Annotated in this window: 21 protein-coding genes and 1 riboswitch; of the genes, 8 read left to right on the top strand and 13 right to left on the bottom strand. The window is 72.8% G+C overall.

Features of this window, described 5'->3' with window-relative positions; all coding sequences use genetic code 11:
* Positions 1 to 17 precede the first annotated feature (17 nt).
* The 5 genes from ACJ6WD_RS32340 to ACJ6WD_RS32320 all read right to left on the bottom strand — a co-directional run bounded on the left by ACJ6WD_RS32340 (position 18) and on the right by ACJ6WD_RS32320 (position 4320).
* On the bottom strand, positions 18 to 473 hold the full coding sequence (locus ACJ6WD_RS32340) for a Fur family transcriptional regulator (protein WP_331248603.1): 456 nt from the start codon (positions 471 to 473) through the stop codon (positions 18 to 20).
* 21 nt (positions 474 to 494) lie between these two features.
* On the bottom strand, positions 495 to 1535 hold the full coding sequence (locus tag ACJ6WD_RS32335; RefSeq protein ID WP_407617077.1) for an ABC transporter substrate-binding protein: 1041 nt from the start codon (positions 1533 to 1535) through the stop codon (positions 495 to 497).
* Between the two features lie 18 nt (positions 1536 to 1553).
* Positions 1554 to 2348: an ABC transporter ATP-binding protein gene (locus ACJ6WD_RS32330; RefSeq protein ID WP_038520928.1), complete on the bottom strand. Its 795-nt coding sequence runs from the start codon at positions 2346 to 2348 to the stop codon at positions 1554 to 1556.
* Positions 2348 to 3391, bottom strand: a complete 1044-nt coding sequence (locus tag ACJ6WD_RS32325; protein WP_233658647.1) for an iron ABC transporter permease — start codon at positions 3389 to 3391, stop codon at positions 2348 to 2350. Before ACJ6WD_RS32325 ends, ACJ6WD_RS32330 begins: the two co-directional genes overlap by 1 nt.
* A 178-nt stretch (positions 3392 to 3569) precedes the next feature.
* Positions 3570 to 3655, bottom strand: a riboswitch (cobalamin riboswitch).
* Between the two features lie 77 nt (positions 3656 to 3732).
* On the bottom strand, positions 3733 to 4320 hold the full coding sequence (locus ACJ6WD_RS32320; protein WP_233658646.1) for an FABP family protein: 588 nt from the start codon (positions 4318 to 4320) through the stop codon (positions 3733 to 3735).
* 348 nt (positions 4321 to 4668) lie between these two features.
* On the opposite strand from ACJ6WD_RS32320, the gene ACJ6WD_RS32315 reads away from it, so the two are divergent.
* On the top strand, positions 4669 to 5034 hold the full coding sequence (locus ACJ6WD_RS32315) for a DsrE family protein (RefSeq protein ID WP_016574259.1): 366 nt from the start codon (positions 4669 to 4671) through the stop codon (positions 5032 to 5034).
* A gap of 43 nt (positions 5035 to 5077) precedes the next feature.
* Here the strand turns inward: ACJ6WD_RS32315 and ACJ6WD_RS32310 are convergent, their stop codons facing one another.
* The 7 genes from ACJ6WD_RS32310 to ACJ6WD_RS32280 all read right to left on the bottom strand — a co-directional run bounded on the left by ACJ6WD_RS32310 (position 5078) and on the right by ACJ6WD_RS32280 (position 9715).
* Positions 5078 to 5377, bottom strand: a complete 300-nt coding sequence (locus tag ACJ6WD_RS32310) for a DUF3099 domain-containing protein (RefSeq protein WP_020929750.1) — start codon at positions 5375 to 5377, stop codon at positions 5078 to 5080.
* A 179-nt stretch (positions 5378 to 5556) separates the two neighbouring features.
* Complete coding sequence (locus ACJ6WD_RS32305; RefSeq protein WP_016579053.1) at positions 5557 to 5844, bottom strand: DUF1416 domain-containing protein; 288 nt, start codon at positions 5842 to 5844, stop codon at positions 5557 to 5559.
* Between the two features lie 40 nt (positions 5845 to 5884).
* Positions 5885 to 6730, bottom strand: coding sequence for a sulfurtransferase (locus ACJ6WD_RS32300; protein ID WP_016579054.1), 846 nt, complete (start codon positions 6728 to 6730; stop codon positions 5885 to 5887).
* Between the two features lie 213 nt (positions 6731 to 6943).
* A complete protein-coding gene (locus ACJ6WD_RS32295; RefSeq protein ID WP_351473977.1) occupies positions 6944 to 7051 on the bottom strand; it encodes an Ms5788A family Cys-rich leader peptide in 108 nt (35 codons plus the stop codon).
* A gap of 225 nt (positions 7052 to 7276) precedes the next feature.
* Entirely contained in the window at positions 7277 to 7978 is a 702-nt protein-coding gene (locus ACJ6WD_RS32290; protein WP_233658645.1) for a DUF2993 domain-containing protein, read from the bottom strand.
* Positions 7979 to 8184: 206 nt separating this feature from the next.
* A complete protein-coding gene (locus tag ACJ6WD_RS32285; protein WP_407617076.1) occupies positions 8185 to 9459 on the bottom strand; it encodes a hypothetical protein in 1275 nt (424 codons plus the stop codon).
* A 10-nt stretch (positions 9460 to 9469) separates the two neighbouring features.
* Positions 9470 to 9715 carry a MoaD/ThiS family protein gene (locus tag ACJ6WD_RS32280; RefSeq protein WP_275467625.1) on the bottom strand — a complete coding sequence of 82 codons (246 nt, stop codon included), beginning with the start codon at positions 9713 to 9715 and terminating at the stop codon, positions 9470 to 9472.
* A 186-nt stretch (positions 9716 to 9901) separates the two neighbouring features.
* Between ACJ6WD_RS32280 and ACJ6WD_RS32275 the strand changes: the two genes are divergently transcribed.
* The 7 genes from ACJ6WD_RS32275 to ACJ6WD_RS32245 all read left to right on the top strand — a co-directional run bounded on the left by ACJ6WD_RS32275 (position 9902) and on the right by ACJ6WD_RS32245 (position 20257).
* The gene (locus ACJ6WD_RS32275; RefSeq protein WP_233658642.1) at positions 9902 to 11635 is read left to right on the top strand and encodes an ABC transporter ATP-binding protein; all 1734 of its coding nucleotides are present in this window, start codon (positions 9902 to 9904) and stop codon (positions 11633 to 11635) included.
* Positions 11632 to 13665: an ABC transporter ATP-binding protein gene (locus ACJ6WD_RS32270; protein ID WP_374206822.1), complete on the top strand. Its 2034-nt coding sequence runs from the start codon at positions 11632 to 11634 to the stop codon at positions 13663 to 13665. Before ACJ6WD_RS32275 ends, ACJ6WD_RS32270 begins: the two co-directional genes overlap by 4 nt.
* An 887-nt stretch (positions 13666 to 14552) precedes the next feature.
* The gene (locus tag ACJ6WD_RS32265; RefSeq protein ID WP_233658641.1) at positions 14553 to 15377 is read left to right on the top strand and encodes a response regulator transcription factor; all 825 of its coding nucleotides are present in this window, start codon (positions 14553 to 14555) and stop codon (positions 15375 to 15377) included.
* Between the two features lie 24 nt (positions 15378 to 15401).
* Positions 15402 to 16427 (top strand): LacI family DNA-binding transcriptional regulator, encoded by a 1026-nt coding sequence (locus ACJ6WD_RS32260; RefSeq protein ID WP_016573422.1) that lies wholly within the window; start codon positions 15402 to 15404, stop codon positions 16425 to 16427.
* A gap of 166 nt (positions 16428 to 16593) precedes the next feature.
* Positions 16594 to 17706 carry a S1C family serine protease gene (locus ACJ6WD_RS32255; RefSeq protein ID WP_376447106.1) on the top strand — a complete coding sequence of 371 codons (1113 nt, stop codon included), beginning with the start codon at positions 16594 to 16596 and terminating at the stop codon, positions 17704 to 17706.
* A gap of 242 nt (positions 17707 to 17948) precedes the next feature.
* Positions 17949 to 18689 (top strand): response regulator transcription factor, encoded by a 741-nt coding sequence (locus ACJ6WD_RS32250; protein WP_016573424.1) that lies wholly within the window; start codon positions 17949 to 17951, stop codon positions 18687 to 18689.
* Positions 18686 to 20257, top strand: coding sequence for a HAMP domain-containing sensor histidine kinase (locus tag ACJ6WD_RS32245; RefSeq protein ID WP_331248598.1), 1572 nt, complete (start codon positions 18686 to 18688; stop codon positions 20255 to 20257). Before ACJ6WD_RS32250 ends, ACJ6WD_RS32245 begins: the two co-directional genes overlap by 4 nt.
* Before the next feature lie 47 nt (positions 20258 to 20304).
* Here the strand turns inward: ACJ6WD_RS32245 and ACJ6WD_RS32240 are convergent, their stop codons facing one another.
* On the bottom strand, positions 20305 to 21714 hold the full coding sequence (locus tag ACJ6WD_RS32240) for a DUF2993 domain-containing protein (protein WP_376447108.1): 1410 nt from the start codon (positions 21712 to 21714) through the stop codon (positions 20305 to 20307).
* Between the last annotated feature and the right edge of the window lie 165 nt (positions 21715 to 21879).

Raw genomic sequence — 21879 nt, 5'->3', positions numbered from 1 at the left:
GGCCAGGGGCCGCGGGACTACCCGGGCCCCTCGGCGGCACCGTCGCCCTGCGCGGCCCGGTCGGTGCAGGCGGCGCACCGACCGAAGATCGCGAAGTGCTTCATGTCGGTGTCGAAGCCGAACCGCTCGCGCAGCGTGGCCACGAACGGCGCGGCGACCGACAGGTCCGCCTCGATGACGTCGGTGCAGTCCCGGCACACCAGGTGGATGTGGTGGTGGCGGTCGGCGAGGTGGTAGGTGGGCGCGCCGTGCCCGAGGTGGGCGTGGCTGACCAGATCCAGCTCCTCCAGCAGCTCCAGGGTGCGGTAGACGGTGGAGATGTTGATGCCGCCGGCGGTCTTCCGCACCTCGGTGAGGATGTCGTCGGGGGTGGCGTGCTCCAGCCTGTCCACCGCCTCCAGCACCAGTTGCCGCTGCGGGGTCAGGCGGTACCCGCGCCTGCGGAGGTCGCTCTGCCAGTCGGTGGTCACCACACGGCCAGTGTAGGAGGGCGGTCAGGCGGTGTGCACGCCCCGCAGATAGCGGGCGAGGTCGCTGACGGCCGTGGGGTTGCGGGGACTTTCGACGAGTTCGGCGTAGTCCATCACGTAAATCCGGTGGTGCTTGATCGCCGAGACGTTCGCGAGCGGGGCGTAGGACTCCAGGAACGCCTTCTTCTGGGCGGCGGTGGTGTCGCCGTAGTTGTTGATGACGATGACGTCGGGGTCGCGGGCGACGACGGTCTCCCAGCCGACGGTGGTCCAGGAGTCCTTGAGGTCCTTCATCACGTGGTCGCCGCCGGCCTTGGTGATGATGTCGTGCGGCGCGGCGTACTTGCCGGCGGTCAGCGGCTTGTCCCGGCCGTCGTCGTAGAGGAAGACGGTCGGGCGGTGGGCCGGCACCTTCGCCGCGGCGTCGGCGACCTGCTTCTTGTACGAGCGGATCAGCGCCTGGGCGCGGTCCTCGACGTCGAAGAGCTTCCCGAGGGCGGCGAGGTCGGTGTAGAGCGCGTCCAGCGGCGGCATCACGCCGCGGGCGCCGGCGCCGGTGGCGTTGTGGCAGGACTCGGTCAGCACGTAGGAGCCGATGCCGAGCTTGTCGAGGGAGGCGGGGGTCACGCCGCTGCCCTCGCCGAAGCCGTAGTTCCACCCGGCGAAGACCAGATCGGCCTTGGCGTCCAGGGCGATCTCCTTGGTGATGGCCTTCTTGGACAGCCAGGGGACCTCGTCGTAGGCGGCCTTCCAGGGAACCTTGGTCAGGTCGCCCTTGTCGTCGGGCATGACGTAACCGGCCATCCGGTCCTCCAGGCCCAGCGCGAACATGATCTCGGTGATGCCGACGTCGTTGGTGACCACGCGGCGCGGGGCCTGCTGATAGGTGGTCCGCGCGCCGCAGTTGGTGACGGTGACCGGGTAGTGGGCGGCGGCCCGGTCGTTCCTGGCGTCGGCGGGCTCCTCGGCGACCCGGGCGCCGCAGCCGGTGAGGGCGAGGGCCAGGGCGGTGAGCAGGGCGGCCGGGCGGACGCGGCGGCGGGTGGCGGTCGGGGCGGTCGGCATGGGGGGTCCTCGGGGTGCTCAGGAGGCGGGCAGGCGGTCGAACAGCAGCTGGACGGCGCCGGTTTCGGGGTGGTGCACGCGGTGCGCGCGGACGCCGAAGACCTCGGCCAGCAGCTCGGCGGTGAGCACGTCGTGCGGCGGGCCGGCGGCGACGATCCGGCCGGCGGCGAGGACGTACAGCTCGTCGCAGTGCACGGCGGCCAGGTTGAGGTCGTGCAGCGCGGTCAGCACGGTCGGGCGCCCTTCGGACCCGGTCCCGGCGCCGTCGCGGACCAGCGCCAGCACCTCCAACTGCTGGGCGATGTCGAGGTGGTTGGTGGGTTCGTCGAGGACCAGCACCCGCGGTTCCTGGGCGAGCGCGCGGGCCAGCAGCACCCGTTGCTTCTCGCCGCCGGACAGGGCCAGGAACCCGCGCTCGGCGAGGTGCGCGGCGCCCACCCGGTCCAGCGCCCGGGCGCAGACCTCGCGGTCGGCGGCGCTGGCCCGGCCGGAGCCGCGCTGGTGCGGCAGCCGCCCCATCGCGACGACCTCGGCGGCGGTGAAGTCGAAGTCGGTGCCGGCCTCTTGGGGCAGCGCGGCCAGCAGCCGGGCGGCCTCCCGGGCGGGCAGTGCGTGCAGGTCGGTGCCGTCCAGCCGGACCGCGCCGGCGGCCGGGCGCAGGGCGCGGTAGACGCAGCGCAACAGGGTGGACTTGCCGCTGCCGTTGGGGCCGACGAGTCCGATGAGCCGTCCGCTGTCGGCGGTCAGGTCGATGTCGTGGACGAGCCGCCGCCCGGCCACCGCCACCGACACCCCGGTGAGGTCGAGTCGCATCAGGCACCGCCTCCGAAGGTGTAGCCGCGCCGCCGCATCAGCAGCACGAAGCAGGGCACGCCGATCACCGCGGTGATCACCCCGACGGGCAGTTCCACCGGTGCCATCAGCACCCGGGAGAGCAGGTCCACCCAGACCAGCAGCACCGCGCCCACCAGCGGGGCGACGGCCAGCACCCGGCGGTGGTCGGCGCCCACCAGCATCCGGGTGGCGTGCGGCACCATCAGCCCGACGAAGCCGATCGCGCCGCTGACCGCGACCACCGCGCCGGTGGCCGCGGCGGCCACCACGAACAGTTCCCGGCGCAGCCGCTCGGGGTCCACGCCCAGCGCGGCGGCGGTCTCGTCGCCCATGGCCAGGGCGTTCAACCGGCCGGCGGAGAGCAGGAGGTGGGCGAGGGCCGCGGCGACGGCCAGCGCGGCGATCGGCACCGAGCCCCAGCCGGCCCCGCTGAGGCTGCCGAGCAGCCACATCATCGCCGAGCGGGCCGCCTCGCCGCGGTCGGCGGTGAACACCATCAAGGTGGTGAGGGCGGAGAAGCCGTAGTACATCGCGGTGCCGGTCAGCACCAGCCGCATCGGGGTGAGCCCGTGGGCGGTCCGGGCGGCCGCGTAGACCAGGGCCATGGCGAGCAGGGCGGAGAGGAAGGCCGAGACCGACAGCGCCCAGACGCCGAGCGCGCCGAGCGCCCCGAAGAGCAGGACGGCGTTGGCGCCGACCGCCGCGCCGGAGGATATGCCGAGCACGAACGGGTCGGCGAGGGCGTTGCGGACCAGGGCCTGGACGGCGACGCCGATCGCGGAGAGCCCGGCGCCGACCACGGCCGCGAGCACCGCGCGGGGAAAGCGCAGCTCCCACACGATGGTGTAGGCGGCGACCTCGTCGGGTCGGATGGTGCCGCCGGTCAGGCCGGCGCCGAGGTAGCGCAGGACCTGCGGCCAGCCGATGCCGGCGGCGCCGAGGCCGGTCCCGCACAGCAGGGAGCCGAGCAGGACGACGGCGAGCACCGTGGCCAGGGGGAGGGTGCGGGCGGGACGTGCCAAGGGTGGTCAGACCTTCGGCTCGGGCCGGGTGCGCGGGGGTCCCCTGCTGCTGGAGAGCTTGGGGGCGGAAAGGAGCGGTGGGCCCCGGGCCGGGCACCTCCCGGCCGATGCCGGAAGTGGCCCCACGCGGCATCCCCTCGCAGTCCACGGCGAGTTGGTGAGGATCCGGCGCCGCCGCGGGTGATCGGGCTCGCGGAACGGGCCCCTGTGCGGGGCGTCCGCTTACCGTTGCGGGTCAGCGCCGGACTCTCACCGGACTTCCCCCGCGGGGCGCGTCATGGAGTTGTGCGGCGGGCCGGGCGGTCCGCCGGGGTGGGGCCGGAGCCCCTGGCCGGGCGGGCTCAGCCCTCGTAGGGCGTGCCGTCCGGGCGGAAGAACGACACGCCGTCCGGCATGTCGTCGGGCAGGCTCTCGGCCCACTCCTTGAGGTCGGCGACCTTCTTCAGCTGCGCGGACATGTAGGGGCGCAGCGGGACCTCGGGGGTGGCCTTCTCGCCGACCCACATCAGGTCGCCCTTGACGTAGCCGTAGAGCCGCTTGCCGCCGCTGTACGGGCCGGCCGCCGCGGTCCGCGCGATGGCGTCGGTGGCCAGGTCGATCTGCGGCTTCTGGTCGGCCAGCTCGCCGTACCAGATCTCGACGACGCCCTGGTCGCGGGTCATCACGACCTCGACCTTGCGCTCCCCGTCGACCCGCCAGAAGCCGGTCTCCGTCTCCAGCGGGCGGACCTGCTTGCCCTCGCTGTCGAGCACCCAGGTGTGCGAGGTGTATTCGAGGAAGTCACGGCCGTCGTGGGTGAAGACGACTTCCTGGCCGAAGTTGCACTTCTCGGCGCCGGGGAAGTCGAAGACGCCCGCGCCCTCCCAGCGGCCGAGGAGGAAGGCGAGCGGCACCAGCGACGGGTTCAGGTCGGACGGGATCTCGATCATGAGCTCAGGCGATCTGTAGTGCTCCGGAGGCGGCGCGCGAAGCGCTCCTGCGAAGGGCGGCGGGAGACGGTAAGGCTGGCGGTCAGCGCTGGCCCTGGTACAGCTTCTTCCAGGTCAGCCCGGCGAACGCGATCACGCCGACGGCGACCAGAACCAGCAGGGTGGTGAAGAATGCCTCAAGCACGAGCGCGCTCCTTGGGCGGAGGTGAGGTGGTTACGGACCGCCTGAGAGTCTAGTCGGCGCCCCGGGCGCCGGCGCTGTGAGGTCCGCCGCGGCGGTGCGTCCGGTCGCCGGACTCCCGCAGGGCGTGCACGCCCGGGCCGCCCGACCGCGCCTACGCTTGGCCCATGGCGAAGAAGCTGGTGATCAAGGTGACGGCGGGCGCCGACGCGCCCGAACGGTGCTCGCAGGCGTTCACGGTGGCGGCGGTGGCGGTGGCCAGCGGCGTCGAGGTGTCGCTGTGGCTGACCGGGGAGTCGGTGTGGTTCGCGCTGCCGGGCCGGGCGGCGGAGTTCGAGTTGCCGCACGCGGCCCCGCTGCCGGAGCTGATCGAGGGGATCCGCGCGGGCGGCGGGGCGATCACGGTGTGCACGCAGTGCGCGGCGCGCCGCGGGATCGAGGAGAAGGACCTGATCGAGGGGGCGGGCATCGCCGGCTCCCAGCTGTTCGTGAGCGAGATCATGCCGGACGGCGTGCAGGCGCTCGTCTACTGAGGAGGCGGGCCCGCCGCGCGGGCCGGGGCGCGCGGGCGGGCGGCTAGCGCCGGCGACGGTCGTCGTCGTCGCGGTCGTCCAGCTCGCGCCACCAGCGGTCGGACTCCGGGTCGCCGGACTCGTCCCACCAGCGTTCGCCCGGCTCCCGGCGGTTGCCGACGACCGCCGCGACGGGCGGGATGACCATGGCGACGACGCACATCGCCACCGCGGCCGGCACCGACCACAGCCGCACCACGCTCCACGCCAGCACGAACAGCACCAGGCACACGCCCATGAGGACGAAGTACTGGCGGTGCCGGCGCTGCGGCGGGGTGGGGTGGTGGTGCGCATGCGCGTGCATAAGTCCACGGTAAGTCCGTGGCGCCCCGGAAAGAAGCCCGGTGGGAGGGCCCGTACGGGCCCCGCGCCGCACCCGGACGGCACGGAGGGCCGCACCCCTTAAGCCAAGGCGTCCAAACCCCTGGGGTGCGGCCCTCCGGCCGGACGGACCCGGGTCACGGGTCCGCGTCACGCGTGCCGTCAGACGGCGATGGCGACCTCCGCCAGTCCGCCCTTCTGGGCGACGACCGTACGGTCCGCGGTGCCGCCCGGGACGAGCGCACGCACGGTCCAGGTGCCCTCGGCCGCGTAGAAGCGGAACTGTCCGGTCGCGGAGGTGGGAACCTCGGCGGTGAATTCGCCGGTGCTGTCCAGCAGGCGGACGTAACCGGTGACGGGCTCGCCGTCGCGGGTCACGCTGCCCTGGATGGTGGTCTCACCGGGCTTGATGGTCGAGGCGTCCGGGCCGCCGGCCTGTGCTCCACACATAGGGGTACTTCCTTGAGGGGTAGAGAGGGGGCTCTCGGGGTTACTTGTTGGCGCCGAGCTCGATCGGGACGCCGACCAGCGAGCCGTACTCGGTCCAGGAGCCGTCGTAGTTCTTGACGTTGCTCTGGCCGAGCAGCTCGTGCAGCACGAACCAGGTCAGCGCGGAGCGCTCGCCGATCCGGCAGTAGGCGATGGTGTCCTTCGCCAGGTCGACGGACTCCTGCTCGTAGAGGGCGGTGAGCTCGTCGTCCGACTTGAAGGTGCCGTCGTCGTTGGCGTTCTTCGACCACGGGATGTTGCGGGCGCTGGGCACGTGGCCGGGGCGCTGCGACTGCTCCTGCGGGAGGTGGGCAGGGGCCAGCAGCTTGCCGCTGAACTCGTCGGGGGAGCGGACGTCGACCAGGTTCTTGGCGCCGATCGCGGCGACGACGTCGTCGCGGAAGGCACGGATGGAGGTGTCCTGCGCCTTGGCCTTGTACGCGGTGGCGGCGCGGGCGGGGACCTCGGAGCCGTCGACCAGGTCGCGGGAGTCCAGCTCCCACTTCTTGCGGCCGCCGTCGAGCAGCTTGACGCCCTCGTGGCCGTAGAGCTTGAAGTACCAGTACGCGTAGGCGGCGAACCAGTTGTTGTTGCCGCCGTAGAGGACGACGGTGTCGTCGTTGCCGATGCCCTTCGCCGAGAGGAGCTTCTCGAAGCCCTCCTGGTCGACGAAGTCGCGGCGGACCGGGTCCTGGAGGTCCTGCTTCCAGTCGATCCGGACGGCGTTCTTGATGTGGTTCTTGTCGTAGGCCGAGGTGTCCTCGTCGACCTCGACGATGACGACCTTCGGGTCGTCCAGGTGTGCCTCGACCCAGTCGGCGTCTACCAGGACGTCGCTACGGCTCATGTTGTTCTCTCCTCCGGGGCAGTTGCGGGGGCGGCTTCGAGGGGTGCACGGGCGTCCCCCGGGCCTTCCGGCCAGGGGTACCCCCGATCGGCGCGGCACGGTCAGGGCGGGCAGCGCTGTTGCGGGGATTGCGTCAGGACGGCCGTGAGGGCGGCCGGCCGGGGCGGTGGAATCCCGGCTCCTGGGGAGCGCGGGGAGGGTGCCAACGGCCCGTCAGGCAGGGCGACAGAGCATGGCGGCGACGCGGCACAGGTCGACTGCCCGCCGCTTCGTCAGTACCGCTTGTCCCCGTGGACGGAGACCGCTCAATGCGCTCTGCATGGCTCCGATCGTAGGGACGGAGGGCGCGGCATGTCACCGGTGTGTCAAATGCCGAGATGTGATTGTCCGCGATGTGGGATACGCGCCGCGGAGGAGCGGGCGCGCGCCGCCCGTGGGGGCGCCGCCGCAGGTGGGGGGTCTGGCGTACGGACTTCTGTGTCTCAGGGTGTGGACGGGTGGCGGTCCGGCGGGGCGGTGCGCCACCCGTCGGGGCAGGTCAGCCGGTCAGCCGGTCAGCTTCACGTCGGTGCCGGAGGCGGTGACCGTGATGCCCTGCGCGGTCGTGGTGACCTTGTCCAGCTTCAGGCTGCCCGGCAGCTGGTCCAGCTTCCAACCGTGGTCGGTCTGGGCGCGCAGCTTGCTCTCGCAGCCGGGCAGCGCGCGGCACATCCCGGGGATGCTGTCGGCCCGCACCTGCACGGTGTCGCCGTGGACGACCTCGATCGTGCCGGTGACGTCGAACGAGCTGAGCAGCGGGATGTTCGGGGAGATCTTGACCTGCGGGCGGCCGTTCTTCTCGCCGCCGTAGGAGATCTTGACCCCGCCGCCGGCCGCGTTGGTCATGTCCGCGTAGCTGATCTCCGCGGTGGCGGTGGCCGAGGCGGCGCTCTTGATGGAGGTGTAGTCGCTGGTCAGTTCCACGTCGCGGAACTGCGCCGAGAGGTGCTTGAGGGTCAGCGTCCGCCCCTCGGAACGGGCCGCCACGTGGTCGAGGTCGGCGTCGACCTCGTCGAGGTTCCGCCCGGCGACCTGGGTCAGGAACGGGAAGCCCTTGATGGAGACCTCGGGCGTCGAGGTGATCCCCTGCATGCTGCGGAGCTTGTCCGCGGCCTTGCCCTCGGCGAAATTCACCGCGAAGCGGTCCGCCGCGACGAACAGCCCGCCGAATATGACGACGAGCACCAGCAGCACCTTGAGTGCGCGCATCGATCCACAACCCCCACTTGTGACCGTCCGGGCCGGGGCCCGCCCCGGTCGATTCGTCCAGATCCGGTACGCACGGGCCCCCAGCCCGCGCTCCGGGAACCCTAGACGACCCGTTCGGCGGAACGGGAGCGGCGGCCGTACCGAGCGCAGAACCTCGCGCTCCGTACGGCCGCCGCGGCGCCGTGTGCCGGACCCGTGGGCCCGGGCTACCCCAGGGCCCGTCCCAGGACGTAGACCGCCGGGGCGGCCAGGGCCAGCGGCAGGGCGACGCCCGCCGTCATGTGCACGAAGCGGGAGGGGTAGTCGTAGCTGGCCACCCGCAGGCCGACCAGGGCGCAGCCGCCGGCGACCAGGCCGAGCAGCGCACCGGTGGTCCCCATGCCGGTCAGCTGGCCGGCCGCGATGCCCGCGCCGGCGCCGGCCAGCAGGCCGAGCACCAGGGAGAGCGGGCCGGGCAGCGGCAGTGCGCGGGCCAGCGTCGCCAGCGCGACCGCGGCCGCGCCGACCACCACCGCGTCCGGATCGGCGGCCAGGTGCCCGGCGGCGAGCACCGCCAGCGCGGACGAGGCCAGGCCCGCGGTGAGCGCGTACATCCGCTCGTCGGCGCTGCCGCGGTTGCGCAGTTGGAGGACGATCACCAGCAGGCACCACACGCCGAGTGTGCCGATGGCGACCAGCGGCGCGTCCTCGTGCGGGGTGGCGAGCAGTCCGGCGTCGGTGGCCAGGCCGCCCAGGAAGGCCAGGGCGATGCCCTGACGGGCCGGCCACATGCCGTTCAGCCGGAACCAGCCGGCGGCGGTGACGGCCTGCAGCAGCACCACCGGGACCACCAGGAGCGGGCGGGCGACCGGCGCGGCCAGCGCCAGCAGCAGGGCGAGCAGTGCGGTCAGTGCGGCCGGCTGGATGCCGGGCGGGATGATCGGCGAACGGCCCTCGGCGCGGGCGAGCTGGTTCGGCTTGAGGGGCGCGGCGGGGGTCGCCGGTGCGGCGGCCGCCTCGGACGCGGCGGGGGCCGGCTCGGCCGGCGCCGGTTCGGCGGTGGCGGTGACGCCGTGCGCGGGCCCGTAGGCGCCCTGCTGCGCGCCCGGGGGGAGGCCGTAGGGGGCGGCGTCCTGGTGCGGGGCCGGGGGCGCGCTCTGGTGCGGCGCGGGGGCCTGGGCCGGGTAGCCGTCCTGCCCGTAGGGGGCGGCGGCCGGCTGCTGTGGCTGCTGTCCGTACGCCTCGTACCCGTAGGTCTGCTGCGGCTGCGGCTGCGGCTGCTGTTGCTGGTGGGGCTGCTGCATATAGGGGTCGTAGGGCTCGTAGGGCTGTTGCCCGTAAGGGGTGCCGTAGGCCGCCTGCTGGTCGTACCCGGGGTGCGGGGCCGGCGCAGCGTAGCGGGAGGGGTCGTCGTGCAGCGGCGCCGCGGACGGGTGCTGGTCGGGCGACGGCTGGGGGTACGCGTCGTACGGGTTGTGGTGCTGCGGCTGGTTGTCGCTCATGACCCTCTGCTCATCCTCCGGCGAACGGCGGCAGGACCTCGACGGTGCCGCCCTGGGTCAGCGGCACCCCCGCGTGGTCGCGGGAGCCGACCTGGACGCCGTCCACCAGGAAGGAGCAGCGCAGCAGGACGTGGGCGAACTCCGGGTTCGCGGCGTGCGCGGTGCGCGCCGCGTCCAGTGCCTCGGCGAGCGTCGCCGCCGCGTACGGCTCCTCTGCCGCGCCGGCGGCGGCCTTGGCCGCGGCCCAGTAGCGCACGGTGCCAGTTGTTGTCACGGCGGCCTCTTCGTCTCGGGGGCTCTTGCCGCCTCCATGATGGCGTACGCGGCGGCCGGTCCGAATCCGGGCAAGTCTGGGTAAAGACTTGTGGTGATCCGGGATGATTCCTGCACCGTTCGGAGAAATTCGATTGCCGGAGGCAAGCAGTCGCATAGGCTCCGGCCTGTGTTGGTCCGACTCGCGCGGGCGCATCTGCGGCCCTACAGGCGCTCCATATCCCTGATCGTCCTGCTCCAGTTGATCCAGACGCTGGCGACCCTCTACCTGCCGACCCTCAACGCGGACATCATCGACAACGGTGTCGTGAAGGGGGACAGCGGCTACATCTTCGGCGTCGGCGGCTACATGGTCGCGGTGACGCTGCTCCAGATCGTCTGCGCGATCGGCGCGGTCTACTTCGGCGCCCGCACGGCCATGGCGCTCGGCCGGGACGTCCGGGCCGCGGTCTTCGACCGGGTGCAGTCGTTCTCCGCCCGGGAGGTGGGCGGCTTCGGCGCGCCGTCGCTGATCACCCGGACCACCAACGACGTCCAGCAGGTCCAGATGCTGGTCCTGATGACGTTCACGATGATGGTCTCGGCACCGATCATGTGCATCGGCGGCGTCGTCATGGCGCTCAACCAGGACGTGCCGCTCTCGGCGCTCCTGCTCGTCATCGTCCCGATCCTCGGGATCCTCGTCTCCCTCATCGTGCGCCGGATGCGGCCGCTGTTCCGCGGGGTGCAGGAGCGCATCGACACCGTCAACCGCGTGCTGCGCGAGCAGATCACCGGCATCCGCGTCATCCGCGCCTTCGTCCGGGACCGGCACGAGCGCGAGCGGTTCGCCGCGGCCAACACCGACCTGTACGACATCTCGATCCGCGCCGGCCGGTTGATGTCGATGATGTTCCCGCTGGTCATGCTGATCGTGAACCTCTCCAGCGTGGCCGTGGTCTGGTTCGGCGGGCTGCGCATCGACGCCGAGCAGATGCAGATCGGGGCGCTGACGGCCTTCCTCAGCTACCTGATGTACATCCTGATGTCGATCATGATGGCGACGTTCATGGTGATGATGCTGCCGCGCGCCGAGGTCTGCGCGGAGCGGATCCAGGAGGTGCTGACCACCGAGTCCAGCGTCATCCCGCCCGCCGAGCCGGTCACCGCACTGCACCGGCACGGCGAACTGGAGCTTCGGAACGTGGAGTTCCGCTTCCCCGGTGCCGAGCAGCCCGTCCTCAAGGACATCTCGCTGCGCGCCCGCCCGGGCGAGACCACCGCCGTCATCGGCTCCACCGGTGCCGGCAAGTCCACCCTCCTCGGGCTGGTGCCCCGGCTCTTCGACGCCACCGGCGGCACGGTCCTGGTCGACGGCGCGGACGTGCGCACCCTCGCCCCCGAGACGCTCGCCGGCGTCATCGGGCTGGTGCCGCAGAAGCCCTACCTCTTCTCCGGCACGGTCGCCAGCAACCTGCGGTACGGCAACCCCGACGCCACCGACGACGAGCTGTGGCAGGCGCTGCGGACCGCCCAGGCCGAGGACTTCGTGGCCCGGATGGACGGCGGCCTCCAGGCGCCGATCGCGCAGGGCGGGTCCAACGTCTCCGGCGGGCAGCGCCAGCGGCTGGCGATCGCCCGCGTCCTGGTCCGCAAGCCGGAGATCTACCTCTTCGACGACTCCTTCTCGGCCCTGGACTACGCCACCGACGCGGCGCTGCGCGCCGCACTGGCCCAGGAGACCGACCGCGCCACCGTGGTGATCGTCGCGCAGCGGGTCTCCACGATCCGCGGCGCGGACCGGATCGTGGTCCTCGACGAGGGCCGCGTCGTGGGCACCGGCACCCACCAGGAGCTGATGGCCGACAACGAGACCTACCGGGAGATCGTGCTCTCCCAGCTCACCGAGCAGGAGGCGGCATGACCACCGCGGACAAGCAGGGCCCGGCCGCCGACCGGGCCCCCGGGGAGGCGCCCGCCGGCGCCGGTGGGGACGCCCCCGCCGCGGCGCCCCGCCGCGGCCCGGCCCCCGGCGGCGGCCCGATGGGCCGCATGATGGGCGGCCCGATCGACAAGTCCCTGAACTTCAAGGGCTCCGGCAAGCGGCTGCTGGCCCAGATGCGGCCGGAGCGCGGCGTCATCGCGGTCGCGCTGCTGCTCGGTGTGGTGAGCGTGGCCCTGACCGTCGTCGGCCCCAAGGTGCTGGGCCGGGCCACCGACCTGATCGTGGCCGGCATCGTCGGCCGTCACCTGCCCGCCGGCCTGACCAAGGCGCAGGCCGCCGAACAGCTGCGGGCGCACGGCCAGAGCGGGCTGGCGGACCTGGTCGCCAGCATGCCGGTGGCCCCCGGCCCGCACATCGACTTCGGCGCCGTCGGTACCGTCCTGCTCTGGGTCACCCTGATCTACGCCGGGTCCGCGGTCTTCGGGTTCGTCCAGGCCCGGATCGCCACCCGGGTCGTCCAGCGCACCGTCTTCCGGCTGCGCGAGCAGGTCGAGGAGAAGCTGGCCCGGCTGCCGCTGAGCTACTTCGACAAGCAGCAGCGCGGCGAGGTGCTCTCCCGTGCCACCAACGACATCGACAACATCCAGCAGACGCTCCAGCAGACCCTCAGCCAGATAGTCTCCTCGCTGCTGACGATCGTGGGCGTGCTGGGCATGATGTTCTGGATCTCGCCGCTGCTGGCGTTGGTCGCGCTGATCACCGTGCCGGTCTCGGTCCTGGTCGCCACCAAGGTCGGCAAGCGGGCCCAGCCGCAGTTCGTCCAGCAGTGGCGGACCACCGGCAAGCTGAACGCGCACATCGAGGAGATGTACACCGGCCACTCCCTGGTCAAGGTCTTCGGCCGGCAGAAGGAGTCCGCCGAGCTCTTCCGCGAGCAGAACGAGGCGCTCTACTCCGCGGGCTTCAAGGCGCAGTTCATCTCCGGCATCATCCAGCCCGCGATGATGTTCATCGGCAACCTCAACTACGTCCTGGTGGCGGTGGTCGGCGGCCTGCGCGTCGCGTCCGGTGCGCTGTCCATCGGCGACGTCCAGGCGTTCGTCCAGTACAGCCGCCAGTTCAGCCAGCCGCTGACGCAGGTCGCCTCGATGGCCAATCTCGTCCAGTCCGGCGTCGCCTCCGCCGAGCGGGTCTTCGAGCTCCTCGACGCCGCGGAGCAGGACCCCGACCCGGCGCGGCCGGTCCGCCCGGAGCAGGTCACCGGCCGGGTCGCCTTCGAGGACGTCTCCTTCCGCTACGACGAGAACAAGCCGCTCATCGACGGCCTCTCGCTCGCCGTCCACCCCGGCCAGACCGTCGCCATCGTCGGCCCCACCGGCGCCGGCAAGACCACCCTGGTCAACCTCCTCATGCGGTTCTACGAGGTCCGCGGCGGCCGGATCACCCTCGACGGGGTGGACATCGCCCGGATGACCCGCGAGGAACTGCGCGGCAACATCGGCATGGTCCTCCAGGACACCTGGCTCTTCGGCGGCACCATCGCCGAGAACATCGCCTACGGCGCCCCCGAGGGCACCACCCTCGACAAGGTCGTCGCGGCCGCCAAGGCCACCCACGTCGACCGCTTCGTCCGCACCCTCCCCGACGGCTACGACACCGTCATCGACGAGGAGGGCGGCAACGTCTCGGTGGGCGAGAAGCAGCTCATCACCATCGCCCGCGCCTTCCTCGCGGAACCGGCGATCCTGGTCCTGGACGAGGCCACCAGCTCGGTGGACACCCGCACCGAGGTCCTCATCCAGCACGCCATGGCGCAGCTGCGCACCGGCCGCACCAGCTTCGTGATCGCGCACCGCCTGTCCACCATCCGCGACGCCGACGTGATCCTGGTGATGGAGGACGGCTCGATCGTCGAACAGGGCGACCACGACGCGCTCCTGGCCGCCGACGGCGCCTACGCCCGCCTGTACGCGGCCCAGTTCGCCGAGGCGGTCACGGAGGCGGAGTAGCCGGGCGCCCGCCGCGGGCCGGGCGTCCTCGGGGGCGCACGGCGGCCCGCCGCGGGGGCCGCGCCGCCGCCGTCGTGCCCCGGCCGTACCCCCGGCCGGGAGCACTGAGCGCGAGCCCGACGTCCGGGCACGCACCCGTGCGCTCCCCGTGCTCCCCCGGCCGGTGCCGGGCCCGCCGACGGCCCGGCACGCACGGTCGGCGGCCAGCCGTGGGGCCGCCCGCACGGCGTCCGGCGGCGCGGGGCCGGTGGCGTCCTCAAGGGCGGGCCGGGCGGCCGGCCGTGGACCGGTCGGGGAGCCCGCGACCGTCGACGCCGACCCGGCCGCCGGAGCCGTCCGATCACCCTGCCGAGTACGTGATCATGTCCGCATGCTGGGACGACGCGGGGTCGGGACGGCGGAGCGCGGACCGTTCGGGGGAGCCGCCGCGACCGCTCGCGGGCCGGCCCGCGCGGCCTGCCGAGGGGGTGGCGCGGGGCCCGGGCGGGGGCGCGGGATCCGCGTCGGGGAGCGGATTCCGCGGGGTGCGGGTGGCCCCGGCGCGGTGGTCGTCGGCCGTCAACAACGTCGCCCGGTGACCACTCGAAGTGACCGACGGAACACAAGAACGCGCAAAATCGGCCTCGGGTCCGCAACTCATCTGAGCTATTCTGCTGGGCAAGAAGGATCCGGGCAGCGTCGCCCCCGGATCCTTTTGTGCTTTCACGCGCGCAAAGAGTGTGAGCGAGAGCACCCCGTACGAAGCAGTGCCGCAGACCCCCGGCCGAGCCGGGTGGTGCCCCCGTCGCAGGGACCGAGGAGGAACCAGACGTCATGGGCAAGCGAAGTGTGCAGGACAGCGAGCCGCACAGGATGAAGCTCGTCGGAAACCGGGTAGGTGGTCGGAAGTGAGTTCGCTTCTGCTGCTGACCAACGCTCTCCAGCCGTCGACGGAGGTGCTTCCGGCGCTCGGCTTGCTGCTGCACAGCGTCCGGGTCGCCCCCGCCGAGGGCCCGGCCCTGATCGACACCCCAGGGGCCGACGTCATACTGATCGACGGCCGCCGGGACCTGCCGCACGTGCGGTCCCTGTGCCAGTTGCTGCGGTCCACCGGGCCCGGCTGTCCGCTGGTGCTGGTGGTGACCGAGGGCGGACTGGCCGCCGTCACCGCCGACTGGGGCGTCGACGACGTGCTGCTGGACACCGCCGGGCCGGCCGAGGTGGAGGCGCGGCTGAGGCTGGCGATGGGCCGCCAGCAGATCACCACCGACAACGGACCCACGGAGATCCGCACCGGTGACCTCTCGGTCGACGAGGCCACCTACAGCGCCAAGCTGAAGGGCCGGGTCCTGGACCTGACCTTCAAGGAGTTCGAGCTGCTGAAGTACCTGGCGCAGCATCCGGGGCGGGTCTTCACCCGCGCCCAGCTCCTCCAGGAAGTGTGGGGCTACGACTACTTCGGCGGTACGCGGACCGTGGACGTGCACGTCCGACGGCTGCGCGCCAAGCTCGGCCCCGAGCACGAGTCGCTCATCGGCACGGTCCGCAACGTCGGCTACCGCTTCGTGGTGCCGGAGAAGGTGGAGCGGGCGGCCGCGGAGGCCCAGGCGCAGGAGGACACCGCGAAGGCGGCGAAGGACGGCGCACGGGCCAAGCGGGCCGACGGGCGGGCGCCCGCCAGGGCCTCCTCGCCGGCTGCGGGATCCGCGCCCGCGCAGCCTGCCGGCCGGTAGGACCACCCGCGTAGACTGCCGCGCGTGGCCAAGGTGACGCGGGATGATGTGGCAAAGCTGGCGGGGACGTCCACCGCCGTGGTCAGTTACGTCATCAACAACGGACCGAGGCCGGTCGCCCCGGCCACGCGCGAGCGGGTGCTCGCCGCGATCAAGGAGCTCGGCTACCGACCCGACCGGGTCGCGCAGGCGATGGCGTCCCGTCGCACGGACCTCATAGGTCTGATCGTGCCGGACACCCGGCAGCCGTTCTTCGCGGAGATGGCGCACGCCGTCGAACAGGCCGCCTCCGAGCGCGGCAAGATGGTGCTGGTCGGCAACGCCAACTACCTCGACGAACGCGAGGTGCACTACCTCCGCGCGTTCCTCGGGATGCGGGTGGCCGGCCTGATCCTGATCAGTCAGGGCCCCAGCGAGCACGCCGCCGCGGAGATCGACGCCTGGGACGCCCGGGTGGTGCTGCTGCACCGCCGGCCGGACGCCATCGACGACGTCGCGGTGATGACCGACGACATCTGGGGCGCCCAGCTGGCGACCCGGCACCTCCTGGAGCACGGCCACGAGTACGTCGCCTTCCTGGGCGGCACCGAGGAGACCCCGAAGTCCGGCGACCCGGTCACCGACCACGTGGAGGGCTGGCGGCGGGCCATGCTGGAGTCCGGACGGACGCCGGAGGGGCGCTACTTCCAGGCGCCCTACAACCGCTACGACGCCTACCGGGTGGCGCTGGAGGTGCTGGCCGGACCGGACCGGCCGCCGGCCATCATGTGCGCCACCGACGACCAGGCGATCGGCGTGCTGCGGGCCGCCCGCGAGCTGCGGATCGACGTACCGGGCGAGTTGGCGGTGGCCGGCTTCGACGACGTGAAGGAGGCGGGGCTCACCGATCCGCCGCTGACGACGGTCGCCTCGGACCGGCAGGCGATGGCCCGGGCGGCCGTCGACCTGGTGCTGGACGACGGCCTGCGGGTGGTCGGTTCGCGCCGCGAACGGCTGCGGCAGTTCCCGTCGCGGCTGGTGGTGCGGCGGTCCTGCGGGTGCGGGGGCTGAGCGTCGCACGTCCGGCGGGCGCGCCCGCCGGGGACGGCGCGGGGCGCAGCGTGATGGCGCGACAGCGTCGGAGCGGGGGCTTCCTTATACCGGGCATACCCACTTCTGTTGGGTCTCTCAGGGCGTTCTCAGACGGTTCTCATGCAGCGGCCGCAGAGTCGTGACCATGACCGAGAGCTACCGCCGTAGCGGCGAAGAGATGCCCCAGGACCGGCCGTACGCCTACGGCACCGAACACGGCACCGGCCACGGCCCGTACGGGGGCGACGTACCGCCGCCGCCCCCGTACGCGCCGGGCGCGGCGGACCAGGGCGGAGCCGGTGCGCCGGAGCCGCGGCGCCGGGCCCGCCGGCCGATCGCGCTGATCGCGGCGGTGGCACTGGCCTCGGGTCTGATCGGCGGTGGCAGCGCGGCGCTGATCGCCGGCGCCACCCAGCAGGGCAGCACCTCCGGCGGCATCTCGACCCCGCTCGTCAACGCCGGGCAGAGCACCGGCAACGGCTCCGGGGTCGCCGGGGTCGCCAAGGCGGTCAGCCCGGCCATCGTGGAGATCCAGGCGCGGACGCAGGGCGGCCAGTCCACCGGCTCCGGCGTGGTCATCACCAGCAGCGGCGAGATCGTCACCAACAACCACGTGGTGGCCGGTACCCGCAAGGTGAGCGTCACCTTCAGCGACGGCAGCAAGAAGACCGCGACGGTCGTCGGCACCGACCCTGACAAGGACCTGGCGCTGATCAAGGTCGACGGCGCCAAGGGCCTGACCCACGCGGTGCTCGGCGACTCCAACAAGCTCGCGGTCGGCGACCCGGTCGTCGCGATCGGCTCACCCGAGGGCCTCTCCGGCTCGGTGACCAGCGGCATCGTCTCCGCGCTCAACCGCGACGTCTCGGTGCCCAAGGAGAACGGCCAGAGCCAGGGCCAGGACCAGGGGCAGGGCCAGGACCAGGGTCAGGGCCGCGGCTTCTTCGGCGGTGGCGGCGGTGGCTGGCCGTTCGAGTTCGGCGGCAACCAGTACAACGGCGACACCGGTTCGTCCAAGACCACCTACAAGGCGATACAGACCGACGCCGCGCTCAACCCGGGCAACTCCGGCGGCGCCCTGATCGACATGCAGGGCCAGATCATCGGCATCAACTCGGCCATGTACGCGCCGGGTTCCTCCGACAGCAGCCAGGCGGGCAGCGTCGGCCTCGGCTTCGCGATACCGATCAACACCGTCAAGGCCGACCTCGCCGCGCTGCGCGGCGGCGGCAGCGGCGGCAGCAACAGCGGGGTCTGACCGGGCCCGCGCGCGGGCCGGGCGGGCGGCGGCCGTCCTGCGCGCGCGACCCGGGCGGCCGCCCGAACGGTGCCTTCGAAACGGTGCCTTCGAAACGGCGCCTTCGAAACGGCGCCGGCGCCGGGCGGCGGCCCGTCACCGGCGGTTGTCCACAGGGCGTCCGCCGGTGCGGCATCCGTGTCAGGCTGAAGCAGAAGAGGTCCAGTCGGCCGTCCGTCACGCAACCCGAGGTAGTCACGCACATGAGCCCCGCCGAGCACGGTGATCACCCCGCCCGCATCCTGATCGTCGACGACGAGCCCGCGGTCCGCGAGGCGCTGCAGCGTTCGCTCGCCTTCGAGGGGTACGGAACCGAGCAGGCCGTCGACGGGCTGGACGCGGTGGAGAAGGTCGCCGCCTACGACCCCGAACTGATCGTGCTGGACGTGCTGATGCCGCGGATGGACGGCCTGACCGCCGCCCGCCGGCTGCGGGCGTCCGGGGTGACCGTCCCGATCCTGATGCTGACCGCCCGGGACACCGTCGGCGACCGGGTCACCGGCCTGGACGCCGGCGCCGACGACTACCTCGTCAAACCCTTCGAGCTGGACGAACTGCTGGCCCGGATCCGCGCCCTGCTGCGCCGCAGCTCGTACGCCGCGGCGGCCGGCGCCGTCCTGCCCGACGACAGCGAGCTGCTGACCTTCGCCGACCTGCGGATGAACCTCGCCACCCGTGAGGTGCTCCGCGGCCACCGCCCGGTCGAGCTGACCCGCACGGAGTTCACGCTGCTGGAGATGTTCCTGGCCCACCCGCGGCAGGTCCTCACCCGCGAGCAGATCCTCAAGGCCGTCTGGGGCTTCGACTTCGAGCCGACCTCGAACTCCCTCGACGTGTACGTGATGTACCTCCGCCGCAAGACGGAGGCGGGCGGCGAGCCGCGGCTGGTCCACACCGTGCGCGGGGTGGGCTACGTCCTGCGCCTGGAAGGCGGCGCGGAATGAGCGCCCCCGGCGACGCGCCCGCGCGGCCCGACGCCACGCCGCCGGCGTCCGGCCTGACCAGGTTCCACCAGCTGCCGCTGCGCTCCCGGCTGGCGCTGCTCATCGCGGTCGCGGTCGCCTTCGCGGTGGCGCTGTCGGCGGCCGCCTGCTGGTTGATCACCCGCGACCGGCTCACCGAGCAGCTCGACACCAGCCTGAGCACCGTCGAGGTGAACTCCGACTACGTCCAGGCGATCAGCGCGCTCTGCGCCGGCAGCCAGCTCAACGTCCGCTTCCAGCCCACGCCGTACACCATCCAGCTGGTGTCGCCCAGCGGCTACGTCTGCACCTCGCCCAACAAGGCGTCCATCCCCGCGCAGCGCGTGGACCAGGCGGTCGCCGACGGGCGGCTGGCCAGCGCCGTGCACACCACCAAGGACGAGCACGGCGCCTCGATGCGGGTCTCGACCGTCCCCTACCGCGGCCCGATCGCCGACGCCCAGGGCAACCGGCTGGCGATCTCCGTCGCCGCGCCGATGGACCAGGTCACCGACCCGCTCAACCAGCTCGCCCTGGTGCTGCTGGTGGTCTCCGGAGTGGGGGTGCTGGGCGCGGCGACCGCCGGCCTGTGGGTGGCCCGGGCGGCCCTGAAGCCCGTAGACCGGCTGACCGCCGCCGTCGAGCACGTCGCCCGCACCCAGGACCTGACGATCCGCATCCCCACCGACGGGGAGGACGAGATCGCCCGGCTGTCCCGGTCGTTCAACGCGATGACCGCCGCGCTGGCCGCCTCCCGCGACCTCCAGCAGCAGCTCATCGCCGACGCCGGACACGAGCTCCGCACGCCCCTGACGTCGCTGCGGACCAACATCGACCTGCTGGAGCGCAGCGAGCGCTCCGGCCGTCCGATCCCGGCCGCCGACAAGGAGGCCCTGCTCACCTCGGTGAAGGCCCAGATGGGCGAGCTGGCGGCGCTGATCGGTGACCTCCAGGTGCTCTCCCGCACGCCGGAGACGGGCTCCGGCGGCACGTCGGACCTCCGGGTGGTCGCCCTCCACGACACCGTCGGCACCGCCCTCGAACGGGCCCGGTTGCGCGGCCCGTCCCTCACCATCACCGCCGAGCTCGCCCCCTGGTACGTCCGGGCCGAGCCCGCCGCCCTGGAGCGCGCGGTGGTCAACCTCCTCGACAACGCGGTGAAGTTCAGCCCGTCCGGCGGCACGGTCGAGGTGCGGTTGGCCGGTGGCGCGCTGACCGTCCGGGACCACGGCCCCGGCATCCCGCCGGACGAACTCCCGCACGTCTTCGAGCGCTTCTGGCGTTCGCCCTCCGCCCGCAGCCTCCCCGGCAGCGGACTGGGCCTGTCCATCGTGGCCCGCACCGCCGAGCAGTCCGGCGGCGGCGTGCGCCTGCGGAACGCCCCCGGCGGCGGCACGGAGGCCCTGCTGACCCTGCCGGGCGCGGCCACGCCGCCCCCGGACGTGCCGGCGGGCGAGGCCGGTGCGGGAGGTGCGGCGGGCCGGTCGGCGGCGCCCGGTGAGAGCGGGCCGGACGCCGCGCCGGGGGAGCCGGGGACGCCGGAGGGGTAGGCCCCGGGCGCTCCGGCAGGCCCGCCGGCCTGCCGGTTCCCGCCGGTCTACTTCCCCTTCGCCGCGTCGCCGAACGGCAGGTTCGAGCCGGTCAGGTCGGCGTGGATGCCGTCGCTCTCCACGGTGATGTTGCGCAGCCGCACGTCACCCGGCGTCTTGGGGAGTTGGAAGGAGAGCGACAGCCGGTCGGCGAGCTGAGGCTTCGTCAGTTCGGTGAGGGCGCCCAGCATCTTCGCGTCGATGCCGACCTTCTGGAGCAGCCACGGGTGGTCCATCACCACGTCGACGAGGTTGACGTTCATCAGCTGGTGGACGAAGCGCGGCGAACCGATCAGCTCGTGCAGCTTGTCGTCGCTGCGCAGGGCGTCGTCGATGTACTGCTTGGGGATGCCGATCCGCTCGGCGATGGCCGGGATGCTGAGCATGGACTTGACCTTGGCGGCCTGCCGGCTGAGTTCGGCCGCGCCCTTGCGGGTGAGTCGCAGGCCCTCCTCCGTGCCGGTGCCCGGGCGGTAGATCGCGACGTCTGCGATGTCCAGCCGCATCTGCCCGATGTCGGTGGAGATCCCCCGCTCGCCGTTGCGCTGGATGCGCGCTTCGGCCCGGACCCGCAGGGTGTGCCCGGCGATCGGCAGCTCGCCGACCGCGCGCACCCCGTTGTTTCCCACTCCGCTGAACTTGACCTGGGAGGCGCCGAGTTCGCGGTTCATGTCGTCGAAGGCGAGCAGCACGCTGCCGTGCATCTGGCCGATGGTGGCGCCCTTGATGGCGGACGGCAGGTCGCCGTCGAGCTGGATGTTCCGGGCGGTGGCCGCCACCTTCGCCAGCGAGACCCGGTCCGCGGCGACGTCCGGGATCACCACGTCCACCCGGTCGAGCCGCTTGTCCAGGACCTGGGTGAGGAACGGGAAGCCGTGGATGTCCACCTCGGGACGGGCGTGCAGGTGCAGGGCGGTCTTGACCTGCTCCTCGGCCTTGTTCTGCGCGTACAGCACGGCGAACCGGTCGGCGAGCGCCAGCGTTCCCGCGCAGGCCGCCAGGGCGACCAGCGCCTTGACGGTGCGCGGCACGGCCGCGAAGCGACTGATGCCCCGTCTCGTCCTCCGGTGGTTCGGCGGCGCCCAGGCGTCCTCGTCGTCCTCGTCCGAGCGCAGGCCCAGGCCCAGCGGATCGTCGGTGGCGTCCCGCTCGTTGAGGTAGCCGCGTCGCGCCGGCGACGGGGCGTACTCCGCGTCCGCCGGTGCGGCGTCGGGAGGCTCGGGGGCCGGCTCCGGATCGGCGAGCGAGGCCAGATCCGCGTACGGATTGCCGGAGTTGAGTGACGGCAGCTCTCGGGTGTCACCCTGCGGATCGTCCGGCCGGCCGGCTATGTGGGGCCGGTCGCCGGCCTCGCGGGCGGAGCCGGTCGGACGGGCGGGCGGGGACGAGGGTGAAGCTATGCGTGTGGGGGTTCGCATCCGCACATCCCACCACGAGCGGGACCCGGCGGCGCAAGTCCCGCCCGCGGAATGTGAGGAACGCGAAAGACGTCCCGCCGTCCTTGGCGAAATCTTGCCGCGCCCTTGGACGCTGCTGAACCGCCGTCAGACACGCTGGTGGGGTCCCGCCGCCCCTCGTCAACT

The sequence above is a fragment of the Streptomyces sp. VTCC 41912 genome (assembly GCF_045799175.1).
Classification (GTDB): domain Bacteria; phylum Actinomycetota; class Actinomycetes; order Streptomycetales; family Streptomycetaceae; genus Streptomyces; species Streptomyces albulus_C.
This window is presented reverse-complemented; position numbering and strand designations above follow the sequence as displayed.

Coding starts and splice junctions, on each gene's coding strand:
- ACJ6WD_RS32335 (WP_407617077.1), bottom strand. CDS start 1,535: ATGCCGACCGCCCCGACCGCCACCCGCCGCCGCGTCCGCCCGGCCGCC.
- ACJ6WD_RS32330 (WP_038520928.1), bottom strand. CDS start 2,348: ATGCGACTCGACCTCACCGGGGTGTCGGTGGCGGTGGCCGGGCGGCGG.
- ACJ6WD_RS32320 (WP_233658646.1), bottom strand. CDS start 4,320: ATGATCGAGATCCCGTCCGACCTGAACCCGTCGCTGGTGCCGCTCGCC.
- ACJ6WD_RS32315 (WP_016574259.1), top strand. CDS start 4,669: ATGGCGAAGAAGCTGGTGATCAAGGTGACGGCGGGCGCCGACGCGCCC.
- ACJ6WD_RS32310 (WP_020929750.1), bottom strand. CDS start 5,377: ATGCACGCGCATGCGCACCACCACCCCACCCCGCCGCAGCGCCGGCAC.
- ACJ6WD_RS32305 (WP_016579053.1), bottom strand. CDS start 5,844: ATGTGTGGAGCACAGGCCGGCGGCCCGGACGCCTCGACCATCAAGCCC.
- ACJ6WD_RS32300 (WP_016579054.1), bottom strand. CDS start 6,730: ATGAGCCGTAGCGACGTCCTGGTAGACGCCGACTGGGTCGAGGCACAC.
- ACJ6WD_RS32295 (WP_351473977.1), bottom strand. CDS start 7,051: ATGCAGAGCGCATTGAGCGGTCTCCGTCCACGGGGACAAGCGGTACTG.
- ACJ6WD_RS32290 (WP_233658645.1), bottom strand. CDS start 7,978: ATGCGCGCACTCAAGGTGCTGCTGGTGCTCGTCGTCATATTCGGCGGG.
- ACJ6WD_RS32285 (WP_407617076.1), bottom strand. CDS start 9,459: ATGAGCGACAACCAGCCGCAGCACCACAACCCGTACGACGCGTACCCC.
- ACJ6WD_RS32270 (WP_374206822.1), top strand. CDS start 11,632: ATGACCACCGCGGACAAGCAGGGCCCGGCCGCCGACCGGGCCCCCGGG.
- ACJ6WD_RS32255 (WP_376447106.1), top strand. CDS start 16,594: ATGACCGAGAGCTACCGCCGTAGCGGCGAAGAGATGCCCCAGGACCGG.
- ACJ6WD_RS32250 (WP_016573424.1), top strand. CDS start 17,949: ATGAGCCCCGCCGAGCACGGTGATCACCCCGCCCGCATCCTGATCGTC.
- ACJ6WD_RS32245 (WP_331248598.1), top strand. CDS start 18,686: ATGAGCGCCCCCGGCGACGCGCCCGCGCGGCCCGACGCCACGCCGCCG.
- ACJ6WD_RS32240 (WP_376447108.1), bottom strand. CDS start 21,714: ATGCGAACCCCCACACGCATAGCTTCACCCTCGTCCCCGCCCGCCCGT.